Raw genomic sequence first — 20,219 nt, 5'->3', positions numbered from 1 at the left:
TTAAAATCCAAAAAAATTGATATATTTTTTAGAGTTCGAATAAATTGTTTTTTAAAAAAAGAGTTATATGATAGTTGGATTATTTGATTCCCTTTTTAGCAAAATATTCCAAAAAATGATCGGGATGAGCTCCGGTTCGATCATTGGAATCTAAAGAATCTATTTTTTTTACATCTTCATCACTTAAATGAAAATCGAAAACATCAGCATTGGAAATAATTCTTTCTTTTTTTGTACTTTTCGGAATAGTAACTACCCCTTTTTGCAAATCCCATCGAATAATAATTTGTGCTACATTTTTATTATACTTATGAGCTAATTCTAAAAGTAAAGGATCGTTAAACAAAGCCCCTCTTTTTAAAGGAGACCAAGCTTCGTATTGAATTTGATTTTTTTTGCAAAAATCCAATAAATCCTGTTGCACTAAATTGGGGTGGAATTCCATTTGATTAACCATAGGAACGGTTTGTCCCAAATCTATGATTTTTTGTATATGATGCTGCAAAGAATTACATAAACCTATTGCACGTATTCTACCCGCCTTATATAATTCTTCCATTGCTTTCCATGCTTCCAAATAGAAATCCGGATGAGGCCAATGGATTAAATATAGATCAAGATAATCAAGACCAAGTTTTTCCATAGATTCATCAAATGCTTTAAAAGTGTCCTCATATCTTTGTCTGCTGAACCATATTTTGGTAGTTACAAAAATTTCTTCACGAGGAATTGAAGCAGATTGGATGGCTTTTCCAACTCCTTCTTCATTATAATAATAAGCAGCCGTATCAATATGACGATATCCAGCATCTAAGGCATCATGTATAGCAGTGATTACTTCTTGTCCTCCGTCAGCTTTATAAACACCTAAACCCAAATAAGGCATTTTTACACCGTTGGAAAGAGTAGTTGTTCCTGAAATATCTGTTATATTCATGATTCCTGTATTATAATTTAAACAAATATACGATAAATATTTTTTTGCCGGAAACTGTGGAATAAGGAATAATTTCCTATAATTTTGTTTAGTAAACAGGCAGTTAAAAAATATGAAAAAATCTACCATAGCGTTAGCTTTAGGTTTAGGAATGTTTCAATTTAGGATGATAAGTTTTCTCCTGGATATTGCTCGAGATATTTAAAAATTTTCAATCGAAAAGTACCAAACCAGAAAATATCTTCAAGTTCAAACATAATTTTTATAAAACTTTTTACTAAATGATTAACTTATAGTAAATCTAGGTAATTATTTTATTCTAAACGTAATAAAGCTGATTTGATTTTATAGATGATTTCCTCCATTTCTTCTGTGGTAAAACTTCCAAATCCCAATCTCATAGCAGATAAATTGTGGGTTTGATAAAGCAAAGACTTAGGAATGAGCAAGTCTTCCTTTAGACAATACTCTCGTAATTTCATCAAATTTACCGATGAATTCCATTGTGTCCAGAAAGCCAATCCACCGGTTGGCAAAGAAAAATTTAAATAATCCTTCAAATGAGTGTTTAATAAAGATGCCAGATAATTTCTTCTTTCTTTATAAATAGCAGAGGTTCGTCTCAAGTGTCTGTTAAATTCGCCCTCTTCAATAAGTTCGCCCAAAGCATATTCCATAAAAATATCTCCTTGCCTGTCAAGCATGTTCGATAATTTTTGCATTTCTAAAATTAAATTCTCAGGAGCGATCACAAAGCCTTTACGGAATCCCGGGGCTAAAGATCTTCCAAACGAACCGATATAAACGACCATTCCAGAGGTATCTGCACTGGCAAGAGGCAGAATCCGATTGTTTTCGTAATGAAAATCATAATCATAATCATCCTCTAAAATAATAAATCCATACTGTTGAGATAATTCCAATAATTCCATACGACGTTTTACACTTAATGAAACCGTTGTTGGATAATGATGGTGTGGAGTTATATATAACATACGAATCTTTCTTTTTTGACAAATTTTTTTAACAGCATCCGGAGAAATGCCTTCTTCATCAACCGGGATGGTTATTATATCTGCACCAACTTTTTGCAGAATCATATTGATCAGAAAATAACTAGGTTCTCCGACCAATACAATATCCTTTGGGGTAATAAGTAATTCTGCTGCTATATAACCTCCCATTTCGATGCTTCGCGTGATAAGAAGATTTTTTGGTGAAATATGTAATCCCCGAGATAGATTTAAAAAATTAGATAAGTTTTTTTTTAGATATTCACTTTTTTCAGGAACTTCATTATTTCCTTTAGTAAAATGTCTTTTTCTTTTAAGGTTCGATGAATAGAGGCTCGACAAGGTATTCATTTGTAAAAGTCGAGTATCGGGTCCTCCATCGTTTAACATCCATGAGCAAGTTGAAGATTCAAAGGGGTTATCCAATAAATTGGAAGTTCTATATGAAAATCCCGTTTTAGAAGGATAATGAGTCAGAGAATCTTTAGATATGGATTTAATTTTTTTATTAGTCACATTGTCTTTTTGAATGATAAAACTGCCTTTATTGGGATGAACTTCAATCCATCCTTGTGCATGCAATTCATCATATACTTTAACAATCGTGTTGCGATTTACATGAATAAGGTTACTTAAAATACGCGTTCCGGGAAGTTTCGTACCTATACTTAAATAACCTTTTTGAATAGCATTGATGATCTGAGTGGTAATTTGAAGATATACAGAAACTTTAGCGTTTCGGTCGATATGTATCAAGCTATAATAAGGTAGTAAATCCGGACTAGTCATAATAATAAAACTGGTATAGTTTATCATCCGGAAAGTTACTACTTTTGTATAAACTAACTGTTATAAAAATAAATTTTAACTAACTACTGCGAAAATTTGCTGTGAACTATAGATTATGAAACTATTTTATTCAATTATTGCCTTGTTTATATGTTTAGTACTGGTTGCGCAGGAGAGTAAAGAACTTGAAGGAGTTGTAATTCAAGGGAAAACACTTTCCTTACCTTTTAACAAAACTTCACAAAATGTTCAGATAATTACGAAAGAACAAATCAAAGCTATGCCTGCCTCCAGTATTGAAGAAGTTCTTTCTTATTATTCAGGAATAGATATAAGACAAAGAGGAGCGCATGGAATACAAGCCGATGTTAGTATAAGAGGAAGTTCTTTTGAACAAGTATTAATTCTTATCAATGGAATGCGCATGAATGATAGCCAAACCGGACATAATACCATGAATCTTCCGATAGATTTAGCATCCATTGAACGAATTGAAATAATTAAAGGTCCTGCTGCTCGTCGTTTTGGACAAAATGCATATGCCGGTGCTATTAATATTGTTACTCGTCCGTCTACCAAGAATGATATAACAATTTCAGGATCTTTAGGTGATTTTAATACGACATCTTTAGGTGCATCATTAAATGTTTCAGGAAAAAAATTTTCTCACTTTATTCAAGCAGAAACTTCACAATCTGATGGATATCGTTACAATACAGATTATCAAGTTAAAAATGTATGGTATCAGAATCAGTATAAATTAAACGGGGGAGAACTTCGTTTACAAGGAGGATTTATTGATAAAAAATTTGGAGCTAACGGATTTTATTCATCCCCATTAGCAAAAGATCAATACGAAGCGATTCAAACTTCCTTGGTTAGCATTGGTTGGAATCAAAAATCAGGTAAATTCAAATGGGAATCCAATGCATATTGGAGAAGGTCCCAAGACGAATATATTTTCGAAAGACATAATCCATCAAAATATAGAAACCTTCATATAGGTAATAACGCAGGAATCGAAGCCAATACAAACTATTCATCTTCTTTAGGAATCACTGGCGTTGGATTGGACTTTAGAAAGGAATATTTATCTTCCAATAATTTAGGTGAAAATCATCGGACAGTTTATTTTGCATTTTTGGAACATCGATTTATGTTTTTTAAAAACAGATTGGATATTACTCCGGGAATTAGCTTTTCCGACTATTCGGATTTTGGGAATTTTTGGTATCCGGGAATTGATATTGGATACAGTATAAACCAACAAAATAAATTATTTGCTAATTTAGGAAAAACCTATAGAGTTCCTACGTATACAGATCTTAATTATACAGATCCGGTCACAGAAGGAAATACTAATTTAAAACCGGAGAATGCTTTGTCTTATGAATTGGGATATCGATTGAATCATAAAAATATAAAAACTACCATCAGCTTTTTTAGAAGGGAATCAAGAAAAAGTATAGATTGGACAAAAGATAGTGAAGAAGGTAAATGGAAACCCGAAAATATTTCAAGAATAAATACGGATGGTGTAGAAGTTGATTTTAATTATTCTTTTACGGCACTCTTCATAAAATCAATCAATTTAGGTTATACCTATTTGGATAAAAATTTAAAATATTCTGACCGAGCGTACTCTAGATATTCATTAGATAATTTAAGACATCAGTTGGTTGTTAAAGTAGAGCATAAACTCCTCAAGAATATATCCAATCAAATAATTTATAGATACAATGACAGAGTAAACTTAGATGATTACCATTTATTGGATGATCGTCTTATGTATCAAACCAATCATTTACAGTTATACATCCAAATGACCAATATACTCAATACTAAATATACCGAATCAAATTTGGTACCTATGCCGGGTAGATGGATACAAGGAGGAGTAATTTTTAAGAATTTTTTATAAAGTTTGTACATATATGTTAATAGCCATACATTTTTAAAATGTATGGCTATTATATTAATAAAGCTAAATTAAATTTTTAAATAACAGAATATTTTTATTTATTCATAAAATTTAAGCCTGTTTTTAAGTTCGGTCATCTCAAGTTGGAGTTTACGTATTTTAAAGAGTAAATTTTTTACAGCATCAATTCCTGCAAGGTTTATATCCATGTCATAAAACATTCTGGAATAAGATTCCAAATCGGAAAGAATATCAAAAGGAATGTATTTTATTTCCTCCTTTTGAACGGTATGGATAATACCCAAATTTTCTAAATCCTCAATAAATGATACATCTACATTATAATGTATGGAATATTCTTCTATAGTTATCAAATCATTTTTCATGTATCAGATAATTTTATGATTCTGCTAATTGTTTAAATAAATTTTTTTGCTTTTCAGAAAGATGAGTAGGTATTTTTACTTGGTAAATCACGAATAAATCTCCATGTTCTCCCTCTTTTTTATACACAGGAAATCCTTTACCTTTCAATCGCACTTTAGTTCCATTTTGTGTACCCGGACTCACTTTGAGTTTAACTTTACCATCCAGAGTATCAACGGTTATTTCTCCCCCTAAAACAGCTGTATAAAGATCTACTTCTGCAGTAGTGGTTAAATCATTATGTAACCTTTTAAATTTAGGATCTTCCAAAAGATTAAAAGTAATATATAAATCTCCGTTAGGCCCTCCGTTTGCACCCGGGCCCCCTTGACCTTTCAATTTTATTTGCTGACCATTAGAAATACCTGCAGGAATGGTAATACGTATTTGTTTACCGTTGACGTTAAGAGTCTGTTTATGTGTGGTTGCTGCGTCTCGCAAGGAAAGACGTAATTCTGTGGTATAATCTTGCCCTTTAAATTGAGAACTTCTTCGATGAGTTCTACCGGTTCTTCCACCAAAAAGATCACTAAAAAAATCAGAAAAACCTTCCGTACCAAAACCTTGGGAAAAACCTTCAAAAGGGTTACCGGAATTGTCATAATAGTATTGACCGCCACCGCCTCCTTGTTGTTGACGTGCTTGTTCAAATTGTTCTGCATGTTTCCAATTTTCGCCGTATTGATCATACTTCTTACGTTTTTCGGGATCGCCCAAAACTTCATTAGCTTCATTAATCTGCTGAAATTTTACATTAGCTTCTTTATCATTAGGATTTAAATCCGGATGGTACTTTCGGGCTAATTTTCGGTATGCCTTTTTGATATCATCCTGAGAAGCATTTTTACTTAATCCTAAAACTTTATAATAATCAATATATGCCATATAGTGTAAGTCAAATTTTTTATATTCGTGGATATTTCGTGTATAATGTATCGGTACAAATTCTAAACCAAAGTACACTTTGTCATATATTTATCTGGGATATGCAGTTTAACTTCACTATTGAAAACTTTTACTAAACTTATTATAAATCTAACAGAATAAAAAATATTGTTAACTAAAACGGAGTCCCGCATTTGAAAAGATAAATAAGAGGTAAGAGGAAATGATCGATTAATGATATAAATTTTTGAATGTATGAATTTTCCTTTTTAATAAAGCTTAGCATATTTAAAAAAAATAAAACCATCTATACGAAGATAGATGGTTCCATTTTATAAAATAATTGATATTATAAGATAAAAAACCTCAAATTAGCTTAATCTTGAAGATTTACCACTCTTTATAACAGAGTCAATCAAATTGTCATTTGATTTAGTATCCTTGGTAGCTACAACAGAGTCGATAGATAGGGCATATAATGCGTCAATGGTTGAGAGAGTACCTAAAGCTGAATTTTTTCTACCGTTAAAAGGAAGCGTATCAGGTCCACGTTGACATTGAGCATTAATATTGATTCTACCTACTTGACAACATAGGGCATCAACAAGATAAGATACAGTATCTTCATCATTACTGAAGATGGCTGCTTGTTGTCCTTTAGTTGAATTGGTAATATAGCTAATCGGAGATTCAAGATCGTCAAAAGGAACTATCGGAATGATAGGAGCAAATTGCTCATTATTATATAATAGATTCATTTTCTCATTAGCCGGATAAATTACGGTTGGGCTAACTAATGAATTTAAAATTTGTCCTCCTCCATTTTCTTTATTAATAATTTCACCGTTGTTTTCTAAAGCTTCATCAATACATTTTTGAACATATTGTGGTTTATCCGGTTCAGCTAACGGAGTAATGGTTACATTATCTTCCCATGGCATTCCCACTTTCAATTTAGATATTTCCTCAGTGAATTTTTTATTAAATTCATCAGCAATTGAAGAGTGTACAAATAGTATTTTTAAAGCCGTACATCTTTGTCCGTTGAAAGAAAAAGTACCCAAAATAGCTTCTTTAACCGCTAAATCGATATCAGCAGTTTTGTCGATAATAGCCGCATTTTTGGCGTCTAATCCTAATACGGAATGAAGACTGTTTGCATTAGGATGTTCTTTAATCATTCCATTTACTACTTTACTGGATCCGATAAATGCTAATACATTAATTTTACCTGATTGCATTAAAGTAGGAATAACATCTTTACCTCTACCGTATAAAGTATTGATAACCCCTGCAGGAAAACATTCTTTAAAGGCATTTAATAAAGGTTTAAACAATAATGTACCACGACGCGGCGGTTTGAACAATACAGTGTTACCCATTAATAAAGCAGGTATCAAAGTCGCAAAAGTCTCATTTAACGGATAATTGTAAGGGCCCATACAAAGGACAACTCCGTAAGGAGATTTTTTAACCTGAGCAACCACCCCTTCATCTGTTTTTGTACGAGATGAATTTATATCTAATTCTTTCAGAGCTTCAATAGAACATTTTATTGCATCAACCGTTCTGTCGAATTCTTTTTCGGAGTCTTTATAGCTTTTACAAATTTCCCAAACTAGTAATTTTACTACTTTTTCTCTTTGCTCAACCATTTTAACGATGAAATTTTCCATCGCAGAGATTCTTTGAGAAACAGACATAGACGGCCATTCTCCTCTTCCTCCGTTAAAAGCTTTTAAAGCAGCCTGTAAGGCTTTTTCAGCTTCTTTAGAAGTACAGATTGGATAGCTGCCTAATTTAGTTTGTACTAACTCGTCTGTAGAGTTTGAACGGGTATAAATAGGAGAATAAACTTCTTGAAATGGACCTTCCCATTCAATAAATTCTCCATCGATCAATACTCTTTTCTGAGAGATTTCGTTTTGAAGTCGAAAATGTTCAGGAATTTCATTTTCTTTTGGAAAAAAATTTATTAAGTTCTGATTCATAATACTTAATTATATTTATTGAGCAAGAAAAAATTTACTTTCAAGCTAATTAGCGTTTGCAAAGATAATAAGTTTATTTTTTTTCGTCATGATTATTTTTAGATTCATATGAAAGAAATAAAATAAATATTGAAATTAAAAGAAACTTTATTTTCTAAAGTATTGATGGTTAATTATATATAGTTAATTGAAACAAAAATATCTTTTAGCATATTTTAATTGTTTGTATCCGAAATTTATATTGGAAAGACGCAAAATTTTATGAAAATGAAAATATTTAAGATTAATGTAATTTATTTAATACAAAATTATTTGAAGATAAAATTACAATAGTATAAATAATTTAAAATAATTAATGATTATGAGAAGTTTGAATTAATTTTTCGAGTTTACTGTTTTTCCTTCCATATAAGAAGTAAATTGATAATCCGATCAATAGCCATAATATAAACATTCCCCAATTAGACCATCCTAATTCCGTCATTAAATATAAATTAAACAAAATACCGAGAATAGGTATTAGCGAAAATTTATATTTGAATGCACCTAAAGATAAACCGAACCAGATAATCCAAAAAATAGCTAATAAAGGTTTATCGGCAAGGATTTCCTTATAATTGGTTTGGGTTAAGAACAAAATGATAGCCAAACAAAAAGACAAAGGAATTAAATATTGACCGTTGATATAAATTAATTTAAATTTTGCTTGATGAGAAAGACCTTTGTTATCTAAATATAAAACTCCGGAACAAACTAAAATAAAAGCGAAAAAAGTTCCCACACTTGTCAAATCCACAACCAACTGCATATCCAGGAACATAGCAGGTATTCCCACAAAGAAACCGGCAATAATAGTTGCAAATCCGGGGGTATGATATTTTTTATGAATAGTACCAAAAGGCTTCCACAATAAACCGTCTCGACTCATGGTCATCCATATTCTCGGTTGTCCGATCTGGTAAACAAGAATAGCTCCTGTCATGGCAATTACTGCACTCACGGAAATGATTCCGGCTATAAAATTTATTCCTATTTTATTGAAAACATACGCCAACGGGTCATCAACACGTAATTCTTTATAATTAACCATACCGGTCAATATTAATGCTATTGAAGCATATAAAACGGTACAAATTATAATACAGTATAGCATGGCGCGTGGCAAATCCCTTTGTGGATTTTTAGCTTCTTCTGCTGTAGTTGATATAGAATCAAACCCGATAAAAGAAAAAAATACGGCAGCCACTCCTCCCATAACTCCTCCTAAACCATTAGGAAAGAAAGGCGACCAATTATCCGGTTTTATATAAAACACACCAATTAAAATAATGCCTATGATTACAGATAATTTAATCCAAACTAAAGCATTACTTACACGGGTAGATTCTTTAATTCCTACATACGCCAGGGTGGTAACTAATAAGGTAATTAATCCCGCCGGTAAATTAAATATTATTTTTATGTTGGCAATTTCCGGAGCAGATTGATATATTTCCGATAATCTAAGATCATTTTGGGATAGACTTTGAGGATGTGCAAGATATTCAAGATAAGCTCTGTGAGCATTCCAATAATCAATGGAAAGCCAATCAGGCCAATGAATGCCAAAACCTTGCAACATAGAGACAAAATATCCCGACCAAGAGATTGCGATCACCATGTTTGATACAGCATATTCAAGTATTAAAGCCCACCCGATAGTCCAAGCAAATATTTCACCTAAAGAAACATAAGCATAAGTATAAGCGCTGCCGCTCACCGGAATCATAGAAGCAAATTGCGCATAACATAATGCGGTAAAAATACAAGCAACAGCCACTAAGATAAAAAGTAATGAAATGGCGGGTCCTCCTTCATAAGAGGCTCTTCCGATGGTACTGAAAATGCCGGCGCCTATAATCGCAGCAATTCCAAAAAAAGTTAAATCCTTTACAGTTAATACTCTGCTTAATTCAGATTTTTGTGTTGTATCCTGTAAATCAGAAATATTTTTTTTACGAAAAAATGTGTTAAAATTCATTCCGGCTTTTTTGAATTTTTAAATAAGGGAAATGATATCAAGTGCAAAAGTATAAATATCTTTTAATTCTTGTTTAAATATTGAAAAGTTTTTACAAATGTTCATAAAAAAATAATGATTTAGCTTGTTTAAATTTATCTCATTTATTATTAAAATAAATAGTAAATGAAACACATAGTAAATTCTCAGAAGTATATTTTTTTTAAAGAAATTATGAACAAATAATAAGTCGATATTTTGGAAGAAGTCTTACAATTGTTACCGTAAAGCATCAATATTGTACTAAATTTTGTGGTAAAAAGAGTAGCGTTCATACTTATAGTGAGAGGTTTTCATATCCCTATTGACTTAGATAAACCCTTTTTCCATTCATTATGTCACATTGGCAGATAGGGGAAATATTTAAAAATTTGAAAGAGTAAAGATTTTTTGGGAAATTTATTTGGGTACTTAATTTCCTACAAAAGTTTTATGGATTAAATTACTAAAAAGTCTCATTAATAAATTTAGAGTAAAAATTTTTTTGCAACAAATTAAGAGGATGATCTCGTTTAGCAATGGACGTTAATATTTAGATAATAGATATCAAAAAACATAAATTATTAGTAAAAAAAAAGTTTAGATTAGATAAATTAAAGCCTCAAAATTTAAATTTTGAGGCTTTAGATGTATTTGTTTTTTTAATAATATGAGTTATTTTTCTTTTTAGGCGGATAATAATTAAATATTTTTTGAATGGCTTTATTTATTTGTTCCTCTTTATTTTTGATATTACCAACATCAAAACCATCAACTATACCCTCCCAAACTAGAATATTTTTTTTAGAATCCACTAAATGAAACGTTAGTTTTCCTTCACGAGTTTCATAAACTGTGCTGGAAGGAGCCCAATAATATCCCCATCCCCACGGGCCGTTCCAATATGGATCATTATCAACGCTAATAACTTTTTTTGATGAAGCAAGAACATTTACGATCAAATCTCCGTCGGCACTTTCGGTTAATCCCTTGCTTTTTAATTGATTCTCTAAAGCACGGATGATACGACTTTTGTCAATATCATTCAATTTTAATTTATCGATACCCTGCTGATAAATGGTAAATGATTTATAATTTGAAAAATCAACCGTTTTGTCAAAATCATAGGAAGTAGTTAATGCACAGCTGGAAAGTAAGATGCAAAAAGCAGTCATAACTAAAAGTTTTAATTTCATAGACCTTTATTTTTTTAATTAATATTTCAGAACTAAAAATTTTCTCATCTAATATTATACCAAAAATTATAAAAATTATAACCGAATTTGATATAAAAGATTTCTTAAATTATTTCATGCTAATATCCAAGAGGATAACATAAAATTTATTGATTAAAAACTTGTAAATTTGGAAAATTAATGACAATTTAGAACATTAATTAGAACACTAAACTTAAAAGAATAAACAGAACTAACTTGTAGTATATTTATATGAATAATAAGATAATAGCTATTGATTTTGATGGGACAATTGTAGAAGATAAATATCCGGAAATTGGTAAACCGATGATTTTTGCTTTTGAAACAATGAAAAGACTTCAGAGCAGAGGTTTTCGTTTAATCCTTTGGACTTATAGACATGGTAAGAGATTAGAAGAAGCCGTAGAATTTTGTTATAAAAACGGAATTGAATTTTATGCAGTGAATTCAAGTTTTGAAGGGGAAATATTTGATAGAGAGACCCAAAGTAGAAAAATAAATGCCGATTATTTCATTGATGACAGGAATTTAGGTGGATTTCCCGGATGGGGAGAAGTTTATGAAATTATAAAAGAAAAGATAGAATTTGGCGTAGAGGGAAGACAAGTATTGGCTTATTCAAAAAGAAAACATAAAAATAAGAGAGGTTTTTTTTCAAGAATTTTTAAATTATGATACAATTAAAAACAAAAGAAGAAATTGAATTAATGTACGAAAGCGCTCAATTGGTTTCTAAAACTTTGGGAGTACTGGCTAAAGAAGTTAAACCCGGAGTGACTACCTTACACTTAGATAAAATTGCTGAAGAATATATACGAGATCACGGTGCTATTCCCGGTTTTTTAGGATTGTATGACTTTCCTAATACTTTATGTATGTCTCCTAATGAACAAGTGGTTCACGGTATACCTAATAATAAACCGCTCGAAGATGGAGATATAATTTCCATTGATTGTGGAGCATTAAAAAATGGATTTTACGGAGATCAAGCGTATACATTTTCTGTAGGAAGCATTGATCCTGAAGTTGATAAAATGATGCGAATTACCAAACAAAGTTTATATGCAGGAATAAAAAAATGCAAAGCAGGAAATAGAATAGGGGACATAAGTTTTGCGATACAATTAATTTGTGAAAATGCAGGATATGGAGTAGTACGCGAATTAGTAGGTCATGGTTTGGGTAAAGAAATGCATGAAGATCCGCAAGTTCCTAATTATGGAAGAAAAGGCAATGGTCCAAAAATAGAAGAAGGGTTAGTAATAGCAATTGAACCGATGGTCAATTTAGGTACATATAAAGTTAAATTCCATAACGACGGATGGACAGTCACCACGCGGGATAACAAACCCTCTTGTCATTTTGAACACGATGTTGCAGTAGTAAATGGAGAGCCAAAACTGCTTTCAACCTATAAATACATATTTGATGCTTTAGGCATTACTTCCAATGAAGAAGATGAATTTTTATACCAACCCGCGCAGAATTAATTTAGTTAATGAAGCAAGTATTTAAGTTTTTTTTGAATTTAATACCTAGACCGATTCTTATTAAATTCAGCTATTTCTTTGCTCCTTTTTTTGCGTGGTTTTACAAAGGAGATCAATTTGTAGACCCAATAGACGGTAAAAAATACCGAAAATTTTTGCCGTACGGTTACGGTAAACCTAGAAATAATGCTTTAGCACCGGGGACATTATCTCTTGAAAGACATAGGTTAATGTGGTTGTATTTGCTAAAAGATACTGATTTTTTTTCAGCTAATTTAAAAGTTTTAAGTATTGCTCCGGAGCAATGCTTTCTAAAAAGGTTTAAAAAATTAAAAAATTTAGAGTATATAACCGCTGATCTTTATTCTCCTATTGTAGATGTTAAAGCGGATATTTTGAACCTGCCTTTTAAAGATAATGAATTTGATGTGATTTTTTGCAATCATGTTTTGGAACATATAGAAGATGATCGTAAAGCAATGTCAGAATTATACAGGGTGATGAAACCTGGAGGATGGGGAATTTTTCAAGTGCCCATGAGATATGGATCTAACAAAACATACGAAGATTTCTCCATTACAGACAAAGAAGAAAGAAAAAAACATTTCGGACAATATGATCATGTGAGATGGTATGGGTTGGATTATTTTGAACGTTTAGAAAACTCAGGGTTTCAAGTAGAGCAAGTAAAGTATTATGAAACTTTACCCGAAAGTGAAATGGAAAAATACGCATTATCGAAAAATGAAATTTTACCGGTAGTAAAGAAAAGGTAAAAAAATATATGAAACTTCTAAAAATCAATCAACATTACTGAAAATATGCAGCAACAGGAAAGAGTAGAGAAATTAAAATTAGAATCGTTAAACAGAAAATCCCTTGAAGATTATAAAGAAAGTGAGAAAATTCCCGTGATAGTATTGCTGGATCAAGTTCGTTCCATGCATAATGTAGGATCAGTTTTCAGAACCTCAGATGCTTTTGCTATAGAGAAAATTTATTTATGCGGAATTACGCCGTGCCCTCCTCATCGTGAAATCCAAAAAACAGCCTTGGGTGCTACGGAAAGCGTTGAATGGGAGCATCAGGAAAATATAAGTGAATTAATAACTAACTTAAAAAACGAAGGATATATTATTGTAGGAGTTGAACAAGTGAAAGGAAGCATTTTATTACAAGATTATCCAATAAACAAGGAAAAAAAGTATGTTTTAATTTTCGGAAACGAAGTTGAAGGGATCAGTGATTCTATTCTCCATTTAATAGATATTTTTATTGAGATTCCTCAATCGGGAACAAAACACTCTTTAAATGTAAGCGTTTGTGCAGGAATAGTTCTTTGGGAATGGTATCGTAATCTTTTAAGATAGTATTAAAAAAGTTCGGAACTAAAATTCCGAACTTTTTTATAGTATAAATTAATAATTTTATCTTACTACATTTCGAGAATATAAGCAAAAACTAACGGAGCTACAATAGTTGCATCACTCTCAATAATAAATTTAGGAGTATCAATATCTAATTTCCCCCAAGTTATTTTTTCATTGGGAACAGCCCCCGAATAAGAGCCATAGCTTGTGGTTGAGTCAGATATCTGACAGAAATAGCTCCAGAACGGAACATCTTCCCACTCTAAATCTTGATACATCATAGGAACAACACAAATAGGAAAATCTCCGGATATTCCTCCGGCTATTTGGAAAAATCCTACACCTTTACCGTCCGAATTGTTTCGATACCACTCGGTTAAATATATCATATATTCAATACCGCTTTTCATGGTTGAAGCTTTTAAATTTCCTTTAATCACATTAGCAGCAAAAATATTACCCATAGTACTGTCTTCCCAACCCGGAACAACAATAGGTAAGTTTTTTTCAGCAGCGGCCAACATCCAACTGTCTTTTGGGTCTATTTCGTAATATTGTTCCAATACTCCCGAACGAAGCATTTGATACATATATTCATGAGGGAAATATCTTTCTCCTTTATCGTCTGCGTCTTTCCATATTTTTTCAATATGTTGTTGGATACGTCGAAAAGCTTCTTCTTCCGGAATACACGTATCTGTAACGCGATTTAAATGATTTTCAAGCAATTCCCATTCTTGTTGAGGAGTTAGGTCGCGATATTCAGGAATTCTCTTGTAGTGGGAATGAGCCACCAAATTCATGATGTCTTCCTCTAAATTAGCACCCGTACAAGAAATAATGGATACCTTATCTTGGCGAATCATCTCAGCCAAAATTTTTCCTAATTCAGCGGTACTCATGGCACCTCCCATAGTAATCATCATCTTACCCCCATCTTTAAGATGAGCTACATAACCTTTAGCAGCATCTACTAAGGTTGCAGAATTGAAATGTAAAAAATATTTTTCAATAAATTCCGAAATAGGTTTATTCATTGTAAATTCTAATTTTTATTTTAAATTATTAAACATTTTTTTCTTTTTTTTCAGGAAAAGTTAATGAAAGCAATACTGAAATTACAAGTACTCCTGCCACAACTCCTAAAGAAACTATCGATGAAATATGTATAAAAGGAGCTACCAACATTTTAACTCCTATAAAACTTAAGATCACAGCCAATCCATATTTTAATTTACTGAACATATACATAAAATTAGCCAGTAAAAAGTAAAGAGATCGCAAACCTAAAATGGCAAATATATTAGAGGTATATAATATAAACGGATCATTAGGTGCAATAGCGAAGATAGCAGGTATGGAGTCCACGGCAAAAATTAAATCAGTAAATTCAATGATAACTAGAGCAGTAAATAAAGGGGTTGCCATTTTAATCCCATTTTTGACTGTAAAAAATTTACTTCCGTCTAATTCATCAGATACTTTAAAAAATCGTTTTACAAAACGAGCACCGAAACTCTCATTTAGATTTTTTTTGTCGGAGTTGTCATCATCTTTGGATGTCCAAGAATGAATACCGGCATATATAAGGAAGAATCCAAAAATAGTTAAAATTATATTAGGTCTGAAAAACTGCATTTGACTATAATCGGCATGTTCCGCACTTTGTTGGTCTAAAATAAAATGAAAATTTCCAATAGAAAAAGGAGGAAGATAGGTTTTATTAATCATTTCTACACCTAAGAAAATAAATACGGCGCGGAAAGCCAAGGCACCAATAATACCCCAAAATAAAATTTTATGTTGATATTCTTTTGGAATTTTAAAAAATCCAAAAACCATTATAAATACAAAAAGATTGTCAACGGATAATGCTTTTTCTATCCAATAAGCAGATTGAAATTGAGAGAATTTTTCAAGGGCGAATTTTGATCCATCCGCTCCTTTAAAAACAAAATAAATAATCCCACTGAAAATCATGGCTAATGATATCCAAACTACCGACCATATCGCAGCTTCCTTATTAGAAACAGCATGAGATTTTTTATTGAGAATTCCTAAGTCAAGAAGTAGCATAATAATAATCGAAACCGCGAATATGGTAATTAATCCGGGATGATTAAGCATATTGTCCTGCATGTACAGCTATTTAAAATTATTAATCCCAAAGGTACTTATTTTTAAATACAAGGGCAAAAAGTAAAAATAATTTAAATCTTGTAGAAATTGTTAAAAATATAAAAGATAAAATATAAAATTGTATAATATTAATTTAGTATTTGTAATTTTACCGAAAAATGAGAATATCAGATATACATACAGTAGAATTAGACGGTATCGATAAAATCATTTTAAAAGCATTAATGGAGAATTCGAAAATACCGGTTTCAACAATAGCAAAACAGGTAGGAGTTTCATCCACAGCAATTCATCAACGAATTAAAAAACTGGAAGCAGCAAAAATCATAGAAGATCCGGTTACCCCTTTGAATTATAAATTATTAGGATATAAAACTACCGCTTATGTGGGTATTTTTCTTGAAAAATCGGCCCAGTACAAAGAAGCCATTAAAAGCATGATGCAAATTCCTGAAATTATCGAAGCACATTTTACAACAGGAAATTATGCTATTTTCATCAAAATATTATGTAAAGATAATGATCATCTCATGTCGGTTTTAAGAAATGAGATACAAAATATAAAGGGAATTGAAAGGACTGAAACCATTATTTCTTTAGAACAAAGTATTTCACGACAGATTATACCCTAAAAACACAATTAAAAATTATAAGATAAATGGATATAACAAAGTATTTAGATTCAACTTACCTTAAGCTACCTTCTCAAAGTGGATTAACCGAAGAACAAACTTGGGAAGAAGTTAAAAAACTTACTGAAGAAGCAATTGAAAATCATTTTTATTTAGTAATGATTCGTCCCGAATACATTAAAAAAGTGAAAGAAATGATTCAAAAAGTTGATTCTGAGGTAAAAGTAGGAACCGTCATTGGGTTTCATGAAGGTACCTATTCATTAACTGAAAAAATCGCAGAGGCACAGAAAGCTATTGAAGATGGAGTGGATGAGTTGGATTATGTAATCAACTATGAGGCTTTTAAAAAGGGAGATATCGATTTAATTAAACAAGAATTTATTACCGGAACGTCATTAGGTTTAAAAGCATCCAAAGTGGTTAAATGGATTATTGAGATTGCGGCATTAACTGACGAACAAATCCAATCCATTTGCTCTTATTTTTCCACCTGGGCTCAAGAAAACTTTGAAAAGAATGAATTTGGTAACATTTTTGTGAAATCTTCCACCGGTTTTTACCAAGCAGAAGAGGGAAAACCAAATGGAGCGACGTTCCATGCAATGGAAATTATGCTTAAATATTCTCAACCCTTGCCGGTAAAAGCAGCTGGTGGAGTTAGAACTTATGATGAAGCTGTGAAAATGATTGAAATGGGAGTAAAAAGAATTGGAACTTCTTCGGCAAAAGCCTTATCTCAAAAAGGTAATACAAATGATTCATACTAATGAAAAAACTAATTAATATAGCGCTAAAAGCTGCTATAGAAGCTTCTCAAGAAGTCCATAAGATATATGAGGATGGCTTTTCAGTTTCCTTAAAAAAAGACCAATCACCCGTAACAACGGGTGATCTTAAGTCAAATGAAATTATTACCACTTATTTAAAACAAACATCAATTCCTATTTTAAGTGAAGAAACCGAGCACGAATCGGAAAAGGTAATGGGAAGTTGGGAAAAATATTGGTGTGTAGATCCAATTGACGGAACAAAAGAATATGTGAATAAAACCGGAGAATATTGTATTTCAATTGGCTTATTGACTCCCGAAACTTCTTTGCTCGGAGTTTTAGCTGCTCCCTCTATGGGATTGTTTTATTTTGCAGCGGAAGGATTAGGTAGCTATAAATGGAATGGAAAGTATGAAGATTTATATGCGTTACTGAATGAAGATGATCTTACGGACAAACTACTGAAACAATCCGTTACATTACCTTTAAAACCCGATTTAAAAAAATATACCGTTTTAACAAGTCGTTCCCACTATAGTCATGTGGATGAAGAATATATAAAAAACTTAAAATTACAACATTCAGAAATTGTTGTTTTACAGATGGGCAGCGCCATTAAAATTGGCCTGGTAGCTGAAGGAAAAGCAAACGAATATGCACGATTAAGTCCCATTAATTTTTGGGATATTGCCGGTGGACACGCCATTGCCAAATATGCCGGATTGAATATCATAGATTATGAAACCAAAGCACTAATTACTTATAAAAATCTTTCATCATTAAAAATATCGGGGTATATCGTTAAAAATAATTAATGTATTTTTACCTGTGACAAACATACTTTTATGAGAAAAATATTTTTGATAGGGTTAACCTTTATTTTCTTATGTTCTTCTTGTGAAAAAGAATATAAGGTAATTGACGGGACATCAAAGGAAACCTTTACTAAAAGTGTAAAATCTATATCGTCCAAATTGACTATTCTACAACAGGATAAAATTCAAGAAGCGGTTAAACTGATTTATAACTTTAAAACAGAAGGATCCGATGAAAATAAGAGATGGGAACAACTCTATACTTTACTTAATGGTAAAAATGCCGAACAAATTTTCGATATTGCAGAGGATATAGCAAAGAAAAACAAGATTCCTTGGTCCAGCACTTCCATGAACTCAGTAGATCCTTCTGTTTTCGATAATGATTTAAAGCCATTAACTGAAGCTGAGCAAAAACTAAAACAAATAGAAAAAGCAACACGGATCAATATTCGTTATTCTCCGATTAACAAAGATGAAACCATCAATGATGGATTTTATTTATACCCCGAATTAATTGATGATTCAGGATCAGAAATTTTTTATGCTGATTTACCATTGACTTTATCCATATCATTTATAAACAATGGTACCATAGTATATGTAATCCAAAGAGAAATTAATTCTTCGGCAGTGGGAGATCCCTCATTAAATAAAGGTATTAAAATTCCTTTTTTCATGTTTGATAACAAAAAATTGGCGACATCCTCCCTGGATGTTGAAATAAAGATTAATGCCGAAGATAAATACCTATACGGTAAACTGTCGGGTATTCCTATAGATTTATCCAAAACAAGAGATGCATCCACACCTATAGAGGATGAAATAAATAAACAAGTTGCGTTGGACAATGTTAAAAAATTTATACAATTAATTGGTGATAAGCAATATTCCGAAGCTTATAATTTAGCACAGAATCCTAAATGGACTTCTTTAGATCAATTTTCGTCTACAACCAATGGATTTGGAACTATTGCTGCTACTAACTTAATTAACGCACAATTAGAAGAAAAGAATGATGATAAACAAACTGTTAATGTACAATATCAGATCAAAGACATTAATGGAAAAATAAAAACTTTAACTCAAAATTTTATACTAAAAAAAGTTAAAGATAATTGGTTAATAACAAATACAGAAACTAAAGAAATAAAAGAAGATACTTGGAAATAAGATATTTTAAGTAAAATTAAAAATGAATTGAATGAAAGAATTAAGTTTAAGCCAAGAAATAGATTTACATATTGATAGAGTTCAAGATTTTCCAAAAGAAGGCATTCAATATAAAGATATTTCTCCCATATTTTTAAATGCAGATTTGTGTACCAAAATTGTAAAAGCTTTTGCTGATTTAAGTAGAGGTAAAATTGATGCAGTTTGTGGTATTGAGAGTAGGGGGTATTTATTTGGTGTTCAAATTGCCAGGGAGCTTGGTTTGCCGTTTATATTGGTACGTAAAGCAGGAAAATTGCCTCCTCCGATAATTTCCCAAGAATATGATTTGGAATATGGTTCAGCAATTATTGAAGTTAAAAAAGGACACATTAAGCCGGGACAAAGAATTCTAATTCATGATGACGTTCTAGCAACAGGAGGAACAGCTTCTGCATGTGCTAAATTAGTGCAAAATTGTGATGCAATAGTCTCTCAATTTAGCTTTATATTGGGACTTTCTTTTTTAGGAGGTCTAGATGTGTTAAAAAAGTATACACAGGATATTCAATTACTGGTAGAATATTAAATTTTAAAAATTGCTTTATAAATATAACAACGCTCTGTTTAT

19 protein-coding genes are annotated in these 20,219 nt (G+C 31.5%); 10 read left to right on the top strand and 9 right to left on the bottom strand.

The genetic code is table 11. The features are described 5' to 3' along the window. Positions 1 to 79: 79 nt before the first annotated feature. Both GFU93_RS02945 and GFU93_RS02940 read right to left on the bottom strand, forming a co-directional pair. Positions 80 to 937: an aldo/keto reductase gene (locus GFU93_RS02945; RefSeq protein ID WP_160541893.1), complete on the bottom strand. Its 858-nt coding sequence runs from the start codon at positions 935 to 937 to the stop codon at positions 80 to 82. Positions 938 to 1,251: 314 nt separating this feature from the next. Next, the gene (locus GFU93_RS02940; RefSeq protein WP_370456871.1) at positions 1,252 to 2,766 is read right to left on the bottom strand and encodes a PLP-dependent aminotransferase family protein; all 1,515 of its coding nucleotides are present in this window, start codon (positions 2,764 to 2,766) and stop codon (positions 1,252 to 1,254) included. An 88-nt stretch (positions 2,767 to 2,854) separates the two neighbouring features. Between GFU93_RS02940 and GFU93_RS02935 the strand changes: the two genes are divergently transcribed. Next, positions 2,855 to 4,660 (top strand): TonB-dependent siderophore receptor, encoded by a 1,806-nt coding sequence (locus GFU93_RS02935; protein ID WP_160567095.1) that lies wholly within the window; start codon positions 2,855 to 2,857, stop codon positions 4,658 to 4,660. Positions 4,661 to 4,758: 98 nt separating this feature from the next. Here the strand turns inward: GFU93_RS02935 and GFU93_RS02930 are convergent, their stop codons facing one another. The 5 genes from GFU93_RS02930 to GFU93_RS02910 all read right to left on the bottom strand — a co-directional run bounded on the left by GFU93_RS02930 (position 4,759) and on the right by GFU93_RS02910 (position 11,196). After that, entirely contained in the window at positions 4,759 to 5,046 is a 288-nt protein-coding gene (locus GFU93_RS02930) for a chaperone modulator CbpM (protein WP_160564244.1), read from the bottom strand. Positions 5,047 to 5,059: 13 nt separating this feature from the next. Continuing rightward, positions 5,060 to 5,971, bottom strand: coding sequence for a DnaJ C-terminal domain-containing protein (locus tag GFU93_RS02925; protein WP_160567092.1), 912 nt, complete (start codon positions 5,969 to 5,971; stop codon positions 5,060 to 5,062). 371 nt (positions 5,972 to 6,342) lie between these two features. Then, positions 6,343 to 7,962 (bottom strand): aldehyde dehydrogenase family protein, encoded by a 1,620-nt coding sequence (locus tag GFU93_RS02920; RefSeq protein WP_160567089.1) that lies wholly within the window; start codon positions 7,960 to 7,962, stop codon positions 6,343 to 6,345. A 352-nt stretch (positions 7,963 to 8,314) separates the two neighbouring features. Beyond that, on the bottom strand, positions 8,315 to 9,982 hold the full coding sequence (locus GFU93_RS02915) for an amino acid permease (RefSeq protein WP_160541899.1): 1,668 nt from the start codon (positions 9,980 to 9,982) through the stop codon (positions 8,315 to 8,317). A 680-nt stretch (positions 9,983 to 10,662) separates the two neighbouring features. Next, positions 10,663 to 11,196, bottom strand: coding sequence for a DUF4136 domain-containing protein (locus GFU93_RS02910; protein ID WP_160567086.1), 534 nt, complete (start codon positions 11,194 to 11,196; stop codon positions 10,663 to 10,665). A 252-nt stretch (positions 11,197 to 11,448) separates the two neighbouring features. On the opposite strand from GFU93_RS02910, the gene GFU93_RS02905 reads away from it, so the two are divergent. Genes GFU93_RS02905 through GFU93_RS02890 form a run of 4 tightly spaced genes read left to right on the top strand, consistent with a single transcriptional unit; the run spans position 11,449 to position 14,077 of the window. Next, positions 11,449 to 11,892: a BT0820 family HAD-type phosphatase gene (locus GFU93_RS02905; protein ID WP_160541901.1), complete on the top strand. Its 444-nt coding sequence runs from the start codon at positions 11,449 to 11,451 to the stop codon at positions 11,890 to 11,892. Continuing rightward, positions 11,889 to 12,707: a type I methionyl aminopeptidase gene (gene map / locus GFU93_RS02900; RefSeq protein WP_160567083.1), complete on the top strand. Its 819-nt coding sequence runs from the start codon at positions 11,889 to 11,891 to the stop codon at positions 12,705 to 12,707. The genes GFU93_RS02905 and map overlap by 4 nt, the downstream gene beginning before the upstream one ends. 8 nt (positions 12,708 to 12,715) lie before the next feature. After that, on the top strand, positions 12,716 to 13,483 hold the full coding sequence (locus GFU93_RS02895) for a methyltransferase domain-containing protein (protein ID WP_160567080.1): 768 nt from the start codon (positions 12,716 to 12,718) through the stop codon (positions 13,481 to 13,483). Between the two features lie 45 nt (positions 13,484 to 13,528). Continuing rightward, positions 13,529 to 14,077 carry an RNA methyltransferase gene (locus tag GFU93_RS02890; protein WP_160567076.1) on the top strand — a complete coding sequence of 183 codons (549 nt, stop codon included), beginning with the start codon at positions 13,529 to 13,531 and terminating at the stop codon, positions 14,075 to 14,077. A gap of 65 nt (positions 14,078 to 14,142) precedes the next feature. Here GFU93_RS02890 and GFU93_RS02885 read toward each other — a convergent pair whose 3' ends face one another. Both GFU93_RS02885 and GFU93_RS02880 read right to left on the bottom strand, forming a co-directional pair. After that, on the bottom strand, positions 14,143 to 15,114 hold the full coding sequence (locus tag GFU93_RS02885; RefSeq protein ID WP_160567073.1) for a deoxyhypusine synthase family protein: 972 nt from the start codon (positions 15,112 to 15,114) through the stop codon (positions 14,143 to 14,145). Between the two features lie 28 nt (positions 15,115 to 15,142). Beyond that, complete coding sequence (locus GFU93_RS02880) at positions 15,143 to 16,216, bottom strand: TerC family protein (RefSeq protein WP_160567070.1); 1,074 nt, start codon at positions 16,214 to 16,216, stop codon at positions 15,143 to 15,145. Between the two features lie 158 nt (positions 16,217 to 16,374). On the opposite strand from GFU93_RS02880, the gene GFU93_RS02875 reads away from it, so the two are divergent. Genes GFU93_RS02875 through GFU93_RS02855 form a run of 5 tightly spaced genes read left to right on the top strand, consistent with a single transcriptional unit; the run spans position 16,375 to position 20,177 of the window. After that, positions 16,375 to 16,848: an Lrp/AsnC ligand binding domain-containing protein gene (locus tag GFU93_RS02875; RefSeq protein ID WP_160541906.1), complete on the top strand. Its 474-nt coding sequence runs from the start codon at positions 16,375 to 16,377 to the stop codon at positions 16,846 to 16,848. Positions 16,849 to 16,874: 26 nt separating this feature from the next. After that, complete coding sequence (deoC, locus tag GFU93_RS02870) at positions 16,875 to 17,618, top strand: deoxyribose-phosphate aldolase (protein ID WP_160567067.1); 744 nt, start codon at positions 16,875 to 16,877, stop codon at positions 17,616 to 17,618. Next, positions 17,618 to 18,436 carry a 3'(2'),5'-bisphosphate nucleotidase CysQ gene (locus GFU93_RS02865; protein ID WP_160567065.1) on the top strand — a complete coding sequence of 273 codons (819 nt, stop codon included), beginning with the start codon at positions 17,618 to 17,620 and terminating at the stop codon, positions 18,434 to 18,436. The genes deoC and GFU93_RS02865 overlap by 1 nt, the downstream gene beginning before the upstream one ends. 30 nt (positions 18,437 to 18,466) lie before the next feature. Next, complete coding sequence (locus GFU93_RS02860; protein WP_160567062.1) at positions 18,467 to 19,609, top strand: hypothetical protein; 1,143 nt, start codon at positions 18,467 to 18,469, stop codon at positions 19,607 to 19,609. A gap of 31 nt (positions 19,610 to 19,640) precedes the next feature. Continuing rightward, positions 19,641 to 20,177, top strand: coding sequence for an adenine phosphoribosyltransferase (locus GFU93_RS02855; RefSeq protein ID WP_160567059.1), 537 nt, complete (start codon positions 19,641 to 19,643; stop codon positions 20,175 to 20,177). The last annotated feature ends 42 nt before the right edge of the window (positions 20,178 to 20,219 follow it).

The organism is Apibacter sp. B3546, from assembly GCF_009827885.1.
Classification (GTDB): domain Bacteria; phylum Bacteroidota; class Bacteroidia; order Flavobacteriales; family Weeksellaceae; genus Apibacter.
This window is presented reverse-complemented; position numbering and strand designations above follow the sequence as displayed.

What these genes read in the sequence shown, in the direction of transcription:
- GFU93_RS02945 (WP_160541893.1), bottom strand. Translation starts at nt 937, where the DNA reads ATGAATATAACAGATATTTCAGGAACAACTACTCTTTCCAACGGTGTA.
- GFU93_RS02940 (WP_370456871.1), bottom strand. Translation starts at nt 2,766, where the DNA reads ATGATAAACTATACCAGTTTTATTATTATGACTAGTCCGGATTTACTA.
- GFU93_RS02935 (WP_160567095.1), top strand. Translation starts at nt 2,855, where the DNA reads ATGAAACTATTTTATTCAATTATTGCCTTGTTTATATGTTTAGTACTG.
- GFU93_RS02930 (WP_160564244.1), bottom strand. Translation starts at nt 5,046, where the DNA reads ATGAAAAATGATTTGATAACTATAGAAGAATATTCCATACATTATAAT.
- GFU93_RS02925 (WP_160567092.1), bottom strand. Translation starts at nt 5,971, where the DNA reads ATGGCATATATTGATTATTATAAAGTTTTAGGATTAAGTAAAAATGCT.
- GFU93_RS02920 (WP_160567089.1), bottom strand. Translation starts at nt 7,962, where the DNA reads ATGAATCAGAACTTAATAAATTTTTTTCCAAAAGAAAATGAAATTCCT.
- GFU93_RS02915 (WP_160541899.1), bottom strand. Translation starts at nt 9,982, where the DNA reads ATGAATTTTAACACATTTTTTCGTAAAAAAAATATTTCTGATTTACAG.
- GFU93_RS02910 (WP_160567086.1), bottom strand. Translation starts at nt 11,196, where the DNA reads ATGAAATTAAAACTTTTAGTTATGACTGCTTTTTGCATCTTACTTTCC.
- GFU93_RS02905 (WP_160541901.1), top strand. Translation starts at nt 11,449, where the DNA reads ATGAATAATAAGATAATAGCTATTGATTTTGATGGGACAATTGTAGAA.
- map (WP_160567083.1), top strand. Translation starts at nt 11,889, where the DNA reads ATGATACAATTAAAAACAAAAGAAGAAATTGAATTAATGTACGAAAGC.
- GFU93_RS02895 (WP_160567080.1), top strand. Translation starts at nt 12,716, where the DNA reads ATGAAGCAAGTATTTAAGTTTTTTTTGAATTTAATACCTAGACCGATT.
- GFU93_RS02890 (WP_160567076.1), top strand. Translation starts at nt 13,529, where the DNA reads ATGCAGCAACAGGAAAGAGTAGAGAAATTAAAATTAGAATCGTTAAAC.
- GFU93_RS02885 (WP_160567073.1), bottom strand. Translation starts at nt 15,114, where the DNA reads ATGAATAAACCTATTTCGGAATTTATTGAAAAATATTTTTTACATTTC.
- GFU93_RS02880 (WP_160567070.1), bottom strand. Translation starts at nt 16,216, where the DNA reads ATGCAGGACAATATGCTTAATCATCCCGGATTAATTACCATATTCGCG.
- GFU93_RS02875 (WP_160541906.1), top strand. Translation starts at nt 16,375, where the DNA reads ATGAGAATATCAGATATACATACAGTAGAATTAGACGGTATCGATAAA.
- deoC (WP_160567067.1), top strand. Translation starts at nt 16,875, where the DNA reads ATGGATATAACAAAGTATTTAGATTCAACTTACCTTAAGCTACCTTCT.
- GFU93_RS02865 (WP_160567065.1), top strand. Translation starts at nt 17,618, where the DNA reads ATGAAAAAACTAATTAATATAGCGCTAAAAGCTGCTATAGAAGCTTCT.
- GFU93_RS02860 (WP_160567062.1), top strand. Translation starts at nt 18,467, where the DNA reads ATGAGAAAAATATTTTTGATAGGGTTAACCTTTATTTTCTTATGTTCT.
- GFU93_RS02855 (WP_160567059.1), top strand. Translation starts at nt 19,641, where the DNA reads ATGAAAGAATTAAGTTTAAGCCAAGAAATAGATTTACATATTGATAGA.